General features: G+C 64.3%; 14 protein-coding genes. 9 read left to right on the top strand and 5 right to left on the bottom strand.

What is annotated here, in order from left to right; genetic code table 11:
- Positions 1 to 352 precede the first annotated feature (352 nt).
- Positions 353 to 1,648 carry an MFS transporter gene (locus tag G7Y82_RS14825; protein WP_168148906.1) on the bottom strand — a complete coding sequence of 432 codons (1,296 nt, stop codon included), beginning with the start codon at positions 1,646 to 1,648 and terminating at the stop codon, positions 353 to 355.
- A gap of 103 nt (positions 1,649 to 1,751) precedes the next feature.
- Here G7Y82_RS14825 and G7Y82_RS14820 point away from each other — a divergent pair, with 103 nt between their 5' ends.
- Positions 1,752 to 2,660, top strand: a complete 909-nt coding sequence (locus G7Y82_RS14820; RefSeq protein ID WP_168148905.1) for a LysR family transcriptional regulator — start codon at positions 1,752 to 1,754, stop codon at positions 2,658 to 2,660.
- Between the two features lie 13 nt (positions 2,661 to 2,673).
- Here G7Y82_RS14820 and G7Y82_RS14815 read toward each other — a convergent pair whose 3' ends face one another.
- From G7Y82_RS14815 to G7Y82_RS14805, 3 genes are all read right to left on the bottom strand, one after another.
- Positions 2,674 to 3,141 carry a flavodoxin family protein gene (locus G7Y82_RS14815; RefSeq protein ID WP_168148904.1) on the bottom strand — a complete coding sequence of 156 codons (468 nt, stop codon included), beginning with the start codon at positions 3,139 to 3,141 and terminating at the stop codon, positions 2,674 to 2,676.
- A gap of 159 nt (positions 3,142 to 3,300) precedes the next feature.
- Positions 3,301 to 4,314, bottom strand: coding sequence for a universal stress protein (locus G7Y82_RS14810; protein ID WP_168148903.1), 1,014 nt, complete (start codon positions 4,312 to 4,314; stop codon positions 3,301 to 3,303).
- A gap of 97 nt (positions 4,315 to 4,411) precedes the next feature.
- The gene (locus G7Y82_RS14805; RefSeq protein WP_168148902.1) at positions 4,412 to 4,951 is read right to left on the bottom strand and encodes an HPF/RaiA family ribosome-associated protein; all 540 of its coding nucleotides are present in this window, start codon (positions 4,949 to 4,951) and stop codon (positions 4,412 to 4,414) included.
- 54 nt (positions 4,952 to 5,005) lie between these two features.
- Between G7Y82_RS14805 and G7Y82_RS14800 the strand changes: the two genes are divergently transcribed.
- Entirely contained in the window at positions 5,006 to 5,920 is a 915-nt protein-coding gene (locus tag G7Y82_RS14800) for a universal stress protein (RefSeq protein ID WP_168148901.1), read from the top strand.
- Positions 5,921 to 6,057: 137 nt separating this feature from the next.
- Here the strand turns inward: G7Y82_RS14800 and G7Y82_RS14795 are convergent, their stop codons facing one another.
- The gene (locus G7Y82_RS14795) at positions 6,058 to 7,206 is read right to left on the bottom strand and encodes a 3-deoxy-7-phosphoheptulonate synthase (RefSeq protein ID WP_168148925.1); all 1,149 of its coding nucleotides are present in this window, start codon (positions 7,204 to 7,206) and stop codon (positions 6,058 to 6,060) included.
- A 482-nt stretch (positions 7,207 to 7,688) separates the two neighbouring features.
- On the opposite strand from G7Y82_RS14795, the gene G7Y82_RS14790 reads away from it, so the two are divergent.
- From G7Y82_RS14790 to G7Y82_RS14760, 7 genes are all read left to right on the top strand, one after another.
- Positions 7,689 to 10,118, top strand: a complete 2,430-nt coding sequence (locus G7Y82_RS14790; RefSeq protein ID WP_366515671.1) for a TonB-dependent receptor — start codon at positions 7,689 to 7,691, stop codon at positions 10,116 to 10,118.
- Positions 10,119 to 10,180: 62 nt separating this feature from the next.
- The gene (locus tag G7Y82_RS14785) at positions 10,181 to 10,795 is read left to right on the top strand and encodes a cysteine hydrolase family protein (protein WP_168148899.1); all 615 of its coding nucleotides are present in this window, start codon (positions 10,181 to 10,183) and stop codon (positions 10,793 to 10,795) included.
- Positions 10,792 to 12,129 carry a spinster family MFS transporter gene (locus G7Y82_RS14780; RefSeq protein ID WP_168148898.1) on the top strand — a complete coding sequence of 446 codons (1,338 nt, stop codon included), beginning with the start codon at positions 10,792 to 10,794 and terminating at the stop codon, positions 12,127 to 12,129. The genes G7Y82_RS14785 and G7Y82_RS14780 overlap by 4 nt, the downstream gene beginning before the upstream one ends.
- Before the next feature lie 43 nt (positions 12,130 to 12,172).
- Positions 12,173 to 12,877 (top strand): GntR family transcriptional regulator, encoded by a 705-nt coding sequence (locus tag G7Y82_RS14775; RefSeq protein WP_168148897.1) that lies wholly within the window; start codon positions 12,173 to 12,175, stop codon positions 12,875 to 12,877.
- A gap of 44 nt (positions 12,878 to 12,921) precedes the next feature.
- Positions 12,922 to 14,178, top strand: coding sequence for a lipase family protein (locus G7Y82_RS14770; RefSeq protein ID WP_168148896.1), 1,257 nt, complete (start codon positions 12,922 to 12,924; stop codon positions 14,176 to 14,178).
- The gene (locus tag G7Y82_RS14765) at positions 14,178 to 15,452 is read left to right on the top strand and encodes a lipase family protein (RefSeq protein ID WP_168148895.1); all 1,275 of its coding nucleotides are present in this window, start codon (positions 14,178 to 14,180) and stop codon (positions 15,450 to 15,452) included. Before G7Y82_RS14770 ends, G7Y82_RS14765 begins: the two co-directional genes overlap by 1 nt.
- Before the next feature lie 98 nt (positions 15,453 to 15,550).
- Positions 15,551 to 16,135, top strand: coding sequence for a cysteine hydrolase family protein (locus tag G7Y82_RS14760; protein ID WP_168148894.1), 585 nt, complete (start codon positions 15,551 to 15,553; stop codon positions 16,133 to 16,135).
- The last annotated feature ends 6 nt before the right edge of the window (positions 16,136 to 16,141 follow it).

Below are 16,141 nucleotides of genomic sequence, written 5' to 3'. Positions count from 1 at the left end.
TTGACTTGGCTACGTTGATACTCTCATGTTTCATGGCTTCGCCACGTACACGGGAGCACCCACACAAATTACTTGCTCAATTCTTAAAGATTCAGGCTGCGCCGACTTCGTTTTTCGTCGTTGTCGAGCAGCGGGGCGGCGAATAATAGGGCTTTTTCAGGGCGTTGCAACGGTTTTTTTCAACTCTGTTACAACACATTGAAATAATATGAATTTTTCTTTTCTCGTGCGGGTCAAAAAGCAGCTCGATGCACCAATTTGCGGCGCAGATGAGCAACAATTGCTCAGATAAACGGAAGTCGCTGGCGATTAAGTGTTCACTTCACGATTCAGCGGACGCTCGCACGCCTTTTCAGGCACGGCCACCCACTGCGGATTGAGGCGCTGAAGTCTCGACTCGCAGGTCATCGAAACGCCGCATCGACCACACCAGCGACAACGCAACGCCGAGCAGGACGGTCGTGAACGCGACGACGCCATGCCACTGCGCTCGCTGCCAGAAGTCTCCGGCAGCCGATCCGAGCAAGCTCGAGCCCAGGTAGTACGCCAGCAGATACAACGCCGCCGCATGCCCCTTGCGCGCTGCGCCCAGGCGACCAACCCAGGCACTCGCAAGCGAGTGCGTCGAGAAGAAGCCGACAGTGATCAGCGCGATGCCAACGATCACGCCAGCCATCTGGTGCGTCAGCGTGACGACGATTCCACTCAGCGCGATGAGCACGCCGCTGACCAGCACCGGCACCCGCCCCCAACGATTGGCTGCAAGCCCGGCAACAGGTGACGCCACCATGCCCAGGATGTAGGCGAGAAAGATGAATCCAATACGGGTCTGATCGAGCCCGAACTCCGGGCCACTGAGGCGGAAGCCGGCGTAGTTGTAGATCGTCACGAACATGCCCATGACGACAAACGCCAGCGCAAACAGGTGGATCAACCCGCCATGCGAGAGGTGTGACTTCCAGGCCTGAACATGAAAGCCGACGTCCCACCGCCGGCGCGGCACAAACCCTTTCGAGCGCGGCAACAACACGACGAATCCGATCGCGGCAGCCAGGTCGATCGTCGCCAGCACCATCATCGCCGTCCGCCATGAACCGATGTCGGACAGCATGCCCATGCCGACGCGCCCGAGCATGCCGCCGAATGCCGTGCCGCTGACATACAGGCCCATCGAGAAGCCTAGACCCTGCGGCTCGATCTCCTCGGCCAGATAGGTCATCGCCACCGCCGGCACGCCGCCCAGTGCCAGCCCCTCCAGCGCGCGCAGAACGAGCAGGCTCGACCACGTCGGCGCAACGCCGGCCAGCAGGTTGAGGATTGCCGCGCTGATCATCGACACCGCCATCAGGCCACGCCGGCCGTAACGCTCGGACAGCGCACCGATGAACGGGATGGAGATCGCCAGCACACCGGTGGTCAGCGACAAGGCCAGCGAACTGCCGGTCGCACTGAGATGAAACTGCCGTGCGAACGGCACCAGCAGCGGCTGCACGCAGTACATCAACGAAAAACTCGCGAAGCCGGCGAGAAACAGCGCCAGATTCATGCGCCGGTATTCCGCTGTGCCGCGCTGCGTCCAGCGTCGCGTGACGGCGACGGACTCAGTCGATGACAGCGGCGTAACGGCGGGTGCGACGACGGGATTCATGGCGACGATGCCGAGCTATAGGCTTGCCTTTGAGCGTAGGCTCGCCGCATCATTTAGACCATTGCATAGCAATGACGATCTCCATTTATTTAATATATGGACCATGGAGATTCGGCACATCCGCTACTTCCTGGCGATCGCCGCCGAGCGCAGCTTCACGCGTGCCGCCGAGCGGGTCGGCATCGGCCAGCCACCGCTAAGTCTGCAGATCCGCGACCTGGAGCGCGAAGTCGGCGCACGGCTGTTTCATCGGATCCCGCAGGGCGCGGAACTCACCGCCGCCGGGCAAGCGTTCTACGACCACGTGCATCGACTGCCACAGCAGATCGAGCAGGCGGTGCGTGCGGCGCAGCGCGCCGATCGTGGCGAGCTTGGCGCGCTACGCATCGGCTTCACAGCCTCGGCCCACTTCAACGGCACGCTGACGTCGGTGGTCGGCCATTTCAGCGCCCGCTATCCCGATGTCGAGCTGACGCTGGACGAAAGCAATACGACCAAGCTCGGCACGGCGCTGGCATCCGGCGCACTCGACCTGGCGTTCCTGCGGCCCTACCCGACGCTCAGCGACGGCGTTGAACTGCTGACCGTCGCCGACGAGCCGCTGGTCGCCGCATTGCCGGCGCAACACCGCCTCGCACGCAAACGCGGCTTGCGCCTGCGACAACTGGCCGACGAGGCTTTCGTGCTGACGCCACGCGAGATCGGCTTCACGCTGCACGACACCATCCTCGAGGCCTGCCGCGACGCCGGCTTTGAAGCGCGGCTCGGGCAGCCAGCACCGCAACTCGCTTCCATCCTCAGTCTGGTAGCGGCCGGCATCGGCGTCTCGCTGGTGCCGGACTCGATCCGCCACCTGCACGTCGGCGGCGTGGTGTTCCGCAAACTGCCGGACCTGACGACCTCGGCCAAACTGGCCCTGGCCTGGCGCCGCAGCGATCTCTCGCCGTTCGTTCGCAACTTCGTCGAATCGGCACGTGCATCGCTGGCATCGGCCGCCGCGACGCGCCGCTGAGACCGCGCGACGGTCACCTTCGGGCGGACGCTAGCTGGCGGACGAAGCCGTCCAGCGCCACCGAGGCGCCGACGTCGGTGGCGGATGCCAGGACCATCAGCGTCGCGCGTGGCAGGCGATCGCACAGGCTCGCCATATCGGCGAACGCACTGAAGCCGTGGCGATAGCAGGTGCAGAAAAAGCTGACCTCACGAAAGGTCTCGCTGTAGGCAACCAGATAACTGCGCACCGGGCTGGCGACGCGGCCGGCCCAGACCGGGCTGCCGACGATGACCCGCTCGTAGTCCGATGCCTTGAACAGCGGCGCGGCGATATCGGGCTCGTGCCCGGACAGCGCGTCGAACACGCAGCGCAGAATGCCGCGCCGCGGATGCAGTTCGAAAATCTCCTCGACATCCGCGTCCAGCCGCTCGGCGAGCCGGTGTGCGAGCCGCCGCGTCGCACCGGTCCGCGAATAGAAAACCACCAGCTGCTTCTTCATGGCGCCTCGACGACTCGCGACCAACCCGTAACGACTGCCCCTTTTTTGTCGCAAGCTGGCGCATTTTTTCCATCGCCGCATTGACGCCGGTCAATGCAGCCTGCCGCGCGACGCGGCAGATGTCAGGGCCTTGGCATCGCGCGACGGCGGACCTTGCCCTCAGTCGGCGGTGGCAGTGGCGGCGGCTTGCGGCGTATCGCCGTAATGGCGCCGCAAGCGTTCGAGATCGTGATGCGACGCCAGTTGCGCGACGAAATCCTCGGGCTTGACCAGCAGCACGTCGCAGCGCAACTGCCGCAGCAAGTCCTCGGACACGCTGCCGAGCAGGAAGCGGCCAATGATCGTGTGATACGCCGAGCCAACCACCAGCAGATCGATGTGTCGCGTCTCGACGTAACGGCTCAGCATCAGCGCCGGATCGCCGTCGCGCTGCAGCCAGTCGGCGCGATCCGGCGCGATCTCATGCTGCGCCGCGAATGTACGGAACGCATCGGCGGCCGCCGTCCGCGCATGGTCGTACAGCTCGCGCAGATGACGCGACGCGGCGACGGCATTGGTCGGCCGCAGGTACGGCAGCGCATAAACCAGCCGCACCTCGGCGCCAGCCTGCGCCGCGAGCGACGTCGCCAGCAGCGCAACACGCTCGTTCAGCGCGGCGCGCACCTGATTCGCATCGGGGCTGACGTCGACGGCAGCGGCAATACGCTGCGGCAGCAAGTCCTGATCCTGGCGCACGAACATCAGCGGCGCCGGACAGCTGCGTGCCAGCCGCCAATCGCCGCTCGTCATCGGCATCTGCAGCTTGCTGCCGCGCCGCGGCAGCAAGTCCTTGATCACCAGATCCGGCTTCAGCGCCAGGCTGCGCATCAGGATCGCTTCGTGCGCGCGAGGCGCCCACACCACTTCGACCCGCACATCGAGACCGTCGGCGATCAGTGCTTCGGCCCGCGCATCCAGCCACTGCCGACGCTGTTCCAGCCAGTGCGCCTTAGCCATCTCCTGCACGCGCGGATCGGTCACTTCAAGCTCGGCATCGAAGATCGCGTCATAGGCGCACATCAGCAGATACAGGGCCGCATTGCCGCGCCGCGCCAGCGCCGCAGCACGACGCAACGCGGCGGTTTCGCGCATTTGCGGATCGACAATGGCGACGATGTGGCGGACGGTATCCATGCGGGAACTCCTGCGTCTGTGAAAGTCGTGGCCGCTCGTGGCGACGCACCCCGAGGCTGGCAGACCCGACAGGCGGACGGACTGACCGGGATCAAGTTCAGGTGGTGCCGGTCAATATCGTGTTGCGCTGCCGCGCCGCCATGCCGCGGCGCGGCGTGCGGCTCGCCCGGCGCAATGCGCCGCGTGCATCGCCGAGTTGGCGGCGCAGCGCGTCGAATGCACGACGTACGGATTCATAGGCGTATTCCTGAGCGCCGACGGAGTGCACGTCCGCCTCGATATTGGGGCGTGTCGCGCGAATGGAGACGCATAGTGGCTTGGCGGACTGCGTACGCCGCTGCTCGATATCGAGAACGACGTCGCAACGCGTCAGATCGTCGAAGCGGCGCTCGAGACGCCGCAGTTGCTGCTGGATCAGCGCGCGCAAGGCCGGGGAAGACGGCATATGGCGAAATTCGATGCGGAGCGGCATTTTCATCGCGTCTGACTCCTGGTTCGACCACGGTTGACGGCGGTCGGCATCGGCCCCGGTCAGGTCTGCGCCGATGCCCACCGGACGTTTGCAGCTTCGACCCCACACGCCGCAACGACATTGATATCGGTCAATCGCTGCAAACCCGCGCTTGATCGTCGTCAAGGCCGGCACGCGCCCTGGCGCGCATGCTCTATCCAACAAACCGGAGTGACGGCGATGAAGACTTATCAACGCATCCTGATGATTGCGCGGCCCGACGGGCACGTATCGCCGGCCATGCGCCAGGCGGCGTGGCTGGCGCACCGCAGCGGCGCCGCACTGCACGTACTGTTGGTCGAACACCGGCACGGCATCGGCGCTCACGACAGCGCGCACGAAACGCTGCTGCACGAGCAGCGCTCGCAACTGCAGAAAGCCGTCAGCGAATTTCAGGAGCTGGGCATCCGGCCGACCGTCGAGGTGCTGTGGACCGATGACCCGCTCGAAGAAATCAATCTGCACGTTGTCGAGTCGCAGGCCGACATGGTCGTCAAGGATGTCGATCTGCAGCACGGTTTGCGCCATATCCTGACCACGCCACTCGACCGGCAGCTGCTGCGCGATTGCCCGGTGCCGGTATTGCTCGTCAACAGCGACGGCATGACGCCGAAACACATCGTGCTGGCGGTCGACGTGATGGCGGAAGGCAGTGCCGATGCACTCGTCGAGCAAGCCATGGCGTTCGCCTATGCGGTCGACGCCGAACTGCATCTGGCCTATGCCTTCCAGGCGGTGCCGGTGCTCGACCCCGCCGGACAGATGGCCGTGGCGGCCATCAGCGAAGAAATCTACGACGGCATCTATCAGGTACACCACGACCGTTTCGAAGCGTTCGCCGACGCGCACAGCGTACCGGCCGACCGTCGTCACTTCCTGGTCGGCGCCGCCGCACCGTCGCTGTTCGACTACGCCGATCGCAATCACGCCGACGTCATCGTGATGGGCAGCAGCGACCGCAACCTGGCGGAACGCCTATTGCTCGGCAGCACCGCCGAGGCCATCCTCGGCCGCGTCGGCTGTGACCTGCTGGTGGTCAAGCCGACGGAAGTTCGCGCCCATCTGACCCAGCGCGCACGCACCCGGCACGCCTAGCGCCAATCGACACGCACCAGCGCGTCAGGGCTGACGAACCCGCAGTGCCCCGCTGTCAGCACCGCATCAGCAACAGCACACCCGCCTCCCGCATAGATGCGACCGCACGTCCGTCTGGCGCGGCGTCCGCGCCGAATTCAGGCACGGCGTTGCAGAGGCGACGAATCCGCATTGCGCCGCTCGGCGACGGCCGCCGACAGGATGTCCAGCACTTCGACCGAGTGCGACCACGCAAGGCACGCATCGGTAATGCTCACGCCACGGCGCAGGTGCTCGACTGAATCGACGCCGGGCGTGAACTTCTGCGCGCCGGCTTCGAGATGGCTCTCGACCATGACCGCAAAAATCTTGCGGGAACCGCCTGCGACCTGCTGGGCGATGTCCTGAGCAACATTGATCTGCAGCAAATGCTGCTTGGCACTGTTTGCGTGACTGCAGTCGACCATGACCCGCGGCGCCAACCCGCTGGCCTCGAGCAACGCACAAGCCTGCTCGACGCTGGCTGCGTCGTAATTCGGTTGCGGCCCGCCGCGCAGAATCGCGTGCCCGTGGGGGTTGCCGCGCGTACGCACGATCGAGACTTGACCATTCTTTTGCACTGACAGGAAACGATGGGGGCGACCCGCCGCGACGATGGCGTCAGCGGCAATGCGTACGCTGCCATCGGTACCGTTCTTGAAACCGACCGGCGCCGACAAACCGGAAGCCAGCTCGCGGTGCACCTGGCTTTCCGTGGTGCGCGCACCGATCGCGCCCCAGGAGATCAGATCGCCGATGTACTGCGGTGAGATCACATCGAGAAACTCGGTGGCCGCCGGCAAACCCAGCTGGTTGATCTCGATCAACAGTTGCCGCGCGATACGCAGCCCATCTTCGATGCGGTAGCTGCCGTCCAGATGCGGGTCGTTGATCAGCCCCTTCCAGCCGATCGTGGTGCGCGGCTTCTCGAAATAGACGCGCATGACGATTTCCAGCGTGTCCGCATATTGCTCGCGTACCGCCGTTAACCGCCGCGCGTATTCCAGCGCCGAATCGACATCGTGGATCGAGCACGGCCCCATCACCACCAGCAAACGATCGTCGTCGCCAGCGATCAGGCGACGGATACGCTCACGCGACGCGCGAATGTGCTGCTCGACTGGCGTGTCACGTATCGGCAAGCGGCTGATCAGGGATTCCGGCGCCGGCAATTCGGTGATGCTGTCGATGTTCTCGTCGTCGGTCGTCCCCGACGATAGGTCGGCGGCCGCGACTCGGGGGGGCGCTGCATGGAGCGTACTGGACATGGGGATATGGGCTCTGGTCAAAAAAAAACCGCCGGGCTTGCGCGCCGGCGGTGCTTGGAAGCGATGTCGATCTGTCACGTACTCGCTAACCGTCCGCCGGCAACCGGAGACCAGTAAAACGAAAAATACATGGAGGACAGATGGTTCATGGGCAGCGATGCTAACAGAGATCGTTCGCGCTGTGCCGACGCTCGCGATCGCTTTCGGCATGCCTCCGCGTGCGCGTCGACAACACAGTAACGCTGATCACCTGCTCAGAGGCGAGCGACCCATGCCAAAAGCCGCACCGCGGCGACACACCGTGCAATGTTCATGTGCACGATTTGTTCGCATTACGGACTACAGTACAAATTACGCACTTATTTGAAGCAGGCTATTTTCCATTCTGGCTTTGTAAATTTTTATATTGTACTTTAATTACAATGAGTTAATAAGTATTTCTCAGCTTGGCACGAAGAGTGCTTTCTTGGACATGTTCTTGTATGCAAGACGGAACACTGAACTTGAGCGCCAGAAAAGCTCAAACCCTCTTCACTCCGGTACTCGATATGCCACGCTCCTCCATGCAAAAGCTGCCAGCAGCCGCCCCGGTCGCGGCATGCCTGATGATTCTGTCGACGCCTCATTTGGCGCTGGCAGACGACACTCATTCCAACACCGCGACCGAAGTCGCTGCTGCAGCGGATTCCACCGGCGCGCTGGACACGAAGCAAACCGGCGGCGCTCCAGACAGTCTCGCCACGATTGTTGTCACCGCGCAAAAGCACAGTGAATCCCTGCAGCAGACGCCGATGTCGATCGCTGCCTTCACCAGTGAGCAACTGAAGGATCTCGGCGTCACCAAGGCCACTGACCTGCTCAGCCACGTTCCGAATACGTCGTTCAAGTCGTTCTTCGGTGAATCGCAGAATCCGACGTTCTGTTTTCGCAGCATCTGCCTCAACGTGCCGTACGGCGACGGCATCGAGCCGCCGGTGGCGATGTACACCGACGAGGTCTATGCCAGCTCGGCGTTCGCGCAGGCGCTGCAATTCTTCGACGTGCAGCGCATCGAGGTCCTGAAGGGACCGCAGGGCACGCTGTATGGCCGTAACGCGACCGGCGGTCTGGTCAACGTCATCACCAACAAGCCGACCGACACGCTGCAGGGCTCGATCTCGACCGAATACGGCACATTCAACAACCAGCAGTTCGACGCCGTCATCAGCGGCCCGCTGAGCGAGCACGTGCGCGGCCGACTGGCGGCGCAGACGCATCGCCGCGACGGCTACGTGCACGGCCAGGTCGACGGCGTCGACGCCAACGACATCGACACCGGCGCACTGCGCGGCACGCTCGACATCGACCTGGCACAGAACCTGTCGCTGGAACTGGCCGGCAATTGGTTCAAAGTCGATCAGGGCGCCGAAGCCTATGCCCTGAACGGCACGGTCGATCCGAACACCGGCAAGACCTGCTCGATGTCGCAGCAGATGACCGGCAACTGCGTCGGCATCTATGCGCTGACCGACGACGAGGGCAACCTCAACGTCTCGGCGAACTCGCTGTACGGCCATTTCGATCCAAAGCACTGGCTCGGTGCCGACATTCCCGGCAACAACGGCGATACCGTGCGTCCACGCAACGACATCACCAGCTACGGCGGCCATGCAACGCTGAACTGGCAGCTCGACGGCTGGAAACTGACGTCGATCAGCGCCTACTCCGGCGGCTACAAGAACATCACCGAGGATCTCGACGGCAACATCCAGTACCAGTACGACGATCGTCTGACCGCGAAGGCCGACACGTACACGCAGGAACTGCGCGCGTCCGGTAACTGGTCCGGCATGGACTGGATTCTCGGTGGCTTTTTCTACGACGACACCCGTCATCTGACGACGAACCTGTTCCCGACGACGTACTACAACGATCACTCGAAGAAGGACACGCGCTCGTACGCGCTGTACGGCAACCTCGATATTCCGCTGGCCGAGAAGGTCAAGCTGATTCTCGGTTCGCGCTACTCGTGGGAAGACGTCGACGTCAACTTCGCCCGCGACGGTTACTACACCGACCCGACCTCGGACCAGCATCGCCATGCGTTCAGCGGCGACTATGACGGCAAGGCGGTTCTGCAGTGGTCGCCGACCGACAACGTGATGACCTACGCGTCGATCACCAGCGGTCATCGCAGCCCGAACATCAACAGCCAGTCGCAGTACGGCACGATCGACGCCAGTTCGCCGATCGACGCACTGAAGCCGGTCAAGTCGGAAAAGCTGATCTCCTATGAGGTCGGTTCGAAGGCTGACTTCTTCAACCACCGCCTGCGCTTCGACGCCTCGATGTTCTACTACGACTTCAAGGACATGCAGACGTCGATCTACAAGACGTACACGACTGACGATGGCAGCACCGTCGGTGCCGGTGTGCTCAGCAACATCGACACGGTACATGTCTGGGGCGGCGAAGCGAACGTCCAGGCACTGCTGATGCGCGGTCTGACGCTGAACGCCGGCTTCGGCGCGACACAGAGCAAGATCGAAACCGACGAAGTCGACAAGGACGGCAACCCGCTCAACGGGCATGAACTGCCGTTCTCGAACCCGACGGCCAACGGCGGTTTGTCGTACGTCACCGCGATCGGCGACTACGGCATGATCAAGGCACGCACCGACTATACCTGGATGGCCGACCACTACTTCTCGATGAGCAATCAGGTCACCGAAGAAGGTAAGGCATACGGACTGTGGAGCGCGAACCTCGGCTGGATTTCGCCGACCGAGACCTACCAGGTCGACGTTTTCGGCCAGAACCTCGCCAACAAGAAGTACTTCGTCTACATGCAGAACCTGTACGACTACACGCAGCAGGTGGTCTGGGGCACCCCGCGCACGCTTGGTCTGCGCCTGACCTGGAACTACCGTTAATTGACCGGACCGCCCGGGCGCCAAGAGGCGCCCGGGCGGTCATTGGCATCCGGGAGCTGTAAATGAAAAAGGACAACCCGCTGATCGTCGGCAAGCCGGTGTTGATCGTCGTCGACGCGCAACAGGGCGGCTACGATCCGCCGAAGACCGAAGGCCGCGACTGGCGCATGCCGGGCTTCGTCGAGTACTTCGCCAATATTCCGAAACTGGTCGAATCGGCGCGCGAAGCCGGCGTCCCGATCATCTTTTTTCAGGAAGAACATCGTCGCAACATGGTCGACTTCGGCCGCGAACTGGACGGCGACGAACACGTGCATTGCCTCGAGGGCGATCCGGGCACGCCGGTGGCGCGCGAGGTCGGCATGCGTGACGACGACTACTTCATCCGCAAGCGCCGCTACTCGTGCTTCTTCGGCACCGAACTGGAAATCCTGCTGCGCGGACTCAAGGCGGAGACGCTGATCCTCTGCGGCGGCTTCACCGACGTCTGCGTGCATTACACCTTCGTCGACGCACATCAGTACGACTACCACGTGCGTGTCGTCGAGGACGCCGTCGCCGGCTCGTCGGTGCCGGCGCATGATGCGTCGCTGCGTGCGATGGAATATCTGCAGCACGGCGCGCGGCGCACGACGGCGGCGATGCAAGCCGCATTCGCGGCACGGCGGAGCGCATGATGGCGCTGGCCGAGGCAGCGCTGTCGCCACCAGCCCGCACCGAGCAGATCCCGTCCTACTCTTGGGTCGTGCTGTTCCTGCTGTGTGGCGTCTACACCTTCAACTGGATGGATCGCTATGTTCTGGTGATCCTGCTCGAACCGATCCGCGAAAGCCTGGGCGCATCTGATACGCAGATGGGCCTGCTCAGCGGCTTCACATTCTCGGTGATCTACTCGCTCGCCGGCTTTCCGATCGCGCGCTGGGCCGACCGCGGCTCGCGACGCACGATCATGGCCGTCGCGCTCGCGGCCTGGAGCCTGATGACGACCCTGTCCGGCTTCGCGAGAGGCTTCGGTACGCTCGCACTCGCGCGCGCCGGGGTCGCCGTCTGCGAGGCGGGTTGCAGCCCACCTGCGCACTCGCTGATCTCGGACTATTTTCCGTTACACCGCCGTGGCACCGCGTTCGCGATCTACAGTCTCGGCATCTCTTTCGGTATCTGGCTCGGGCTGTCCGTCGGCGGCGCCGTCAACGCCCACTACGGCTGGCAGGCAGCGTTCTTCGTCGTCGGCCTGCCCGGCCTGCTGATGGCAGTGGTTGTCCGCTTCGCGATTCGCGAACCGCGACGCGGCCAGCATGACACCCCCGGCAACGATGCGCTGCATCGGCACTATTCCCTGAGCGAGGCCTCACGGACCATGTGGCGGCGGCGCACATTCGTACTGGTGACACTGGGGTTGGGACTGGCCTCCTTCGCCGGAACGGGTTTCGAGTTCTGGACGCCGACCTACCTGATTCGTTCGCTAGGGCTGAGCACCGAGAAGGTCGGCGCGATGAGCGGCATGATCGAAGGGGTTGCAGGACTGCTTGGCACCCTTGGCGCCGGCGTGCTTGCCGACCGCTTTGCGTCGCGCGACCCGCGCTGGTACCTGTGGTTTCCGCTGATCGGCATTGTCCTGATGATCCCCGCCGAGCTGATGTTTTTCTATGTCGGCGGCAAATTCCTCTACGTCTATTATTTCATCGCGATCATCGGCACGTCGGCCTATTCGGCTCCGCTGTTCTCGGTCGGCCAGAGCCTGCTGCCACCGCGCCTGCGCGCGCTCGGCGCTTCGACGATGCTGTTCGTGCTGAACATGCTCGGCTCCGGCGCTGGCAACTTCAGCGTCGGCTTGCTCAGCGACCTGCTGTCGCCGCATTTCGGCAGTGATTCCTTGCGCCACGCCATCGTGCTGGTGCAGTTCGGCGCGCTGTTCGGCATTACCAGCATCGTTTTTGCTGCACGACATCTACCACGTGAACTGCAGGCAATGCGGGCCGCGGCGCTCGACGTGCCGGAGGCGACCGCATGAACGTGGGCAGTGTCTCGACCAGATCAAAAGGGGGGCGACAGACATGATGACGTACAGGAGCGTGCGCAAGCCGCCGCGCGAGGACAATCTCGCGGAGCGGATCTATCAACGCATCAAGCAGGAAATCTTCGACTGGCAGTTATTACCCGGCGACCGCTTCACGGAAACCGAACTCGCCGAACGCATGGACGCCAGCCGCACGCCGGTGCGCGAGGCGTTGGTGCGCCTGCAGCGTGAGGGCTATGTCGAGGTGCAGTTCCGTAACGGCTGGACGATTCGCCCGTTCGACTTCCGCAGCCTCGAAAATCTGTACGACGTACGCGTGATCCTTGAGCTGGCGGCGCTTCGCATGCTCTGTGACAGCGCCGACATCGAGCTGCGCCTCGAGCCCCTGTGCAAGGTCTGGATGGCGCCGCTAGAAGCACGCCCACAGGAAGGTCGCGATATCGCCGAGCTCGATGAGCGCTTCCATGAACACCTCGTCGAATCGACCGGCAATGACGAAATGGCGCGCATCCATCACGACGTCACCGAGCGCATTCGCATCGTGCGCCGGCTCGACTTCACGATGGATCGGCGTATCGAGGCGACCTACGCCGAGCACTCGAAGATCCTGAACGTGCTGCTCAGCCGCCGCACCGAGCACGCACAGCAGCTGCTGCGCACGCACATCGAGGAAAGCAAGGCCGAGGTGCGCAAGATCACGCTGCACATGCTCGACGAGGCGCGTAATCGCGCGCGGCGCTAGCCGTACGCCGGCCGCCCCCTTTCAACACCGCCCTTTCGATGACGATGATCCGCACCACCCTATTACTGGCCGCCTGCCTGACTTGCGCGGCGGCATCGGCCGCCGCGGCGCGCCCCGCACTGCCGGTGGGCGACGGTGGCGTACCGGCGTTCTACGACTGGGGCGCGGCGATTCCGGACAATCCGGGCCACCAGCTGCGCCACGAGCCGCTGCCAGCCTCGCATCGACTCGCACACGCCGCGCGCGGGATGCGCGTGCTCTACACCTCGACCGACGGCATCGGCGGCAAGACGCCGGTCGTCGTGTCCGGCATGCTCTACCTGCCGCGAGGAACGCCACCACCGGGTGGTTGGCCACTGCTGACCTGGGGCCATGGCACGACCGGTGGCGCCGATGTCTGCGCGCCGTCGGCGATGCGGCCGGACCCGAAGCATTCGACCCTGCAGCGCGTCATCGACGCGTGGCTGGCGCGCGGCTACGCAGTCGCGGCGACCGACTATCAAGGTCTCGGCGTGCCGGGCCCGCATCCGTATCTGCAATACCGCCCCGAAGGCTACAGCGTGCTCGACATCGCCCGTGCGGCGATCGGCGCGCACCCCGGCACGATCGCCAACCAGGTCATCATCGGCGGCTTTTCGCAAGGCTCGGGCGCAGCGCTCGGCGCCGCGTTGTTGGCGCCAACGTACGCACCGGATCTACACGTGCTCGGCACGGTCGCCACCGGACTCGTGGTGCGGCCGAAGGATCCGGGCGGCGCGCCGCAGATCAAGGCGCATCAGTGGGCATCGGATCACGCATCGGTCGACACCGCGTTCGTCATGCTGTTCCTGATCGGTGACGCGACGACCATGCATCCGGGACTCGACCCACGCGACTACGTGACGAGTGCCGGCAGACCACTGCTGACGGCCGCGCAGCACGGCTGCCTCGACTCGATGATCGACGTGTCGAATCGGCACCGACTGACGCTCGACAAGGCCTATACCGCGCCGTTCATGCCGCTGCTCGACGAGATCGACGAGGCCGGCAAGTTCCCGAGCACGCGCTTCACGCAACCGGTGTTCACGGCCACCGGTCTCGCCGACACCGCGGCGCCGCCGACCACGCAATACAACTTCATTTCGGCGATGTGCTACGCCGGAACCACCGTCGACTGGCGCGACTACCCCCAGAAGACCCACGAAGGCGCAGCTGTCGCATCGATTGCCGACGCGCTCGACTTCGCCGACCGGCTGCGTGCCGGGGACGCGATCGCGAGCAACTGCGCCGCGCTCAAGCCTCCCCCACCGGAATCCGAGTAATGCGTAAGTTTTTAATGTTGGCGGCAGCGGGCCTGCTGCCGTTCGCCGCCATGGCGACGAATCCGCCCCCGGCCGATCCGTCGGTCGGCGACGGCGGTGTTTCGTCGCTGTACCGCTGGAATGCGCCGATCCCCGAGCAGCCCGGCACGCCGCTGAAGCAGGCGCCGGCGCCGGCGTCGCAAGTCCTGGCCAACGCCTCGGCCGCGCAGCGCATGCTGTACAGCTCGACCGACGGTCTGGGCAGCAACAAGCCGATCGTCGTCTCCGGCATCGTTTATCTGCCCAAGGGCCAGCCACCGGCCGGCGGCTGGCCGATCCTCGCCTGGGCGCACGGCACGGTCGGCGCCGCCGACGTCTGCGCGCCCTCGTGGACCGGCCCATCGGCCGAGCGTGGCGCCTATATCAACGCCTGGCTCAAGCAGGGCTATGCAGTGGTCGCCAGCGACTACCAGGGTCTCGGCACGACCGGTCCGCATCCGTATCTGCTCTACCGCCCCGAGGGCTACAGCATTCTCGACAACGTGCGCGCCGCGCTGCGCGCCTATCCGAAGCAGCTGTCGAACCGGGTGATCCTCAGCGGCCAGTCTCAGGGTTCCGGCGCCGCGCTCGGCGCCGCCTTCGTCGCGCCGGACTATGCGCCGGACGTCAACGTACTCGGCACCATCGCCACCGGGCTGGTCGTGCACGTCGCCGATCCGGGCAAGGCGCCGCAGGTGCCGCTGCCGCCGTATGCCGATCCCGACTATGTGGACGCGGCGTTCGCGATGGTCTACATGCTCGGTACCGGCAAGTCGATCTATCCTCAACTGAACGTCGACGACTACATGTCGGCCGCCGGCCGGCCGCTGCTGAAGGCCGCGCGCACCGGTTGTTTCCGAGATGCGATGCGCGTCGCCAAGGCCGACGACCTGTCGGCAGCGAAGATGTATCGCAAAAGCGTCGCCAAGATCGAAGCGCATCTGGAAGAGGCGCAGGCCTTCCCGAACGCGCACTTCAAGACGCCGGTGTTCACGGCGACCGGTCTCGCCGACGCCATGGCCGGCACCGCGCAGCAGTACAACTTCCTGTCGGCGATGTGCACGGCCGGCAGCACGGTCGAATGGCACTACTACCCGGGCCAGACGCATCACAGCACCGTCAACCTGTCGCTGCAGGACTCGGAGCCTTTCGCACGGCGCCTGCTGGCCGGCGAGACGATCGAGAGCAACTGCGCCAGCCTGCATCCGCCGGGCCCGCTGCAGAAGGTCGCCGACCACCGCAAGATCGCGGACTGACGCGCCTTCCCTTCCCCCACCCGCGCGGGCGCCTTGTGACGGCGCCCGCGCGACCGGCAGTCCGTCGGGCTGCTCTCGTATTTGCATAAGGAGTCATCATGAACATCATCGGCAATCCCGTTCTCGTCGTCGTCGACATTCAGGGGATCGGCCACGGCGGCGGCGCGGCGGGCATCCCGAAGATGGGCGGCGCCGAGCAGCGTCTGCCGCGCGTCATCAAGCTGATCGATCTGTGCCGCGCCAAGGGCGTGCCGGTGGTCTTCATCCAGGAAGTACACAAGCCGTCGATGGTCGACATCGGCCGCGAGCTCGATGGCTCCGAAGGCCCGCATTGCGCCGAGAACGACCCGCGTACGCAATTGGCGGTCGGCATCGACCCGACGCCGGAGGAATTCGTGATCCGCAAGCGCCGCTACTCGGCGTTCTTCGGCACCGAGCTGGAAATCGTGCTGAAGGCGTACAAGGCCTCGACGCTGCTGATGGTCGGCGGACTGACCGACGTCTGCATCCACTACACGGCGGTCGATGCCCATCAGCACGACTACCACCTGCGCGTGATTCGCGACCTGGTCGGCGGCTCGTCGCAGCGCGCACACGAGGCCGCGCTGGAGGCGATCGCCTATCTTCAGCGCGATGCGCTGGTCACTGAAAGCGAGGTCGTCGAAAGCCTGTCGAGCCGCTAGAACCCA

The sequence above is a fragment of the Solimonas marina genome, from assembly GCF_012241385.1.
Classification (GTDB): Bacteria; Pseudomonadota; Gammaproteobacteria; order Nevskiales; family Nevskiaceae; genus Solimonas; species Solimonas marina.
This window is presented reverse-complemented; position numbering and strand designations above follow the sequence as displayed.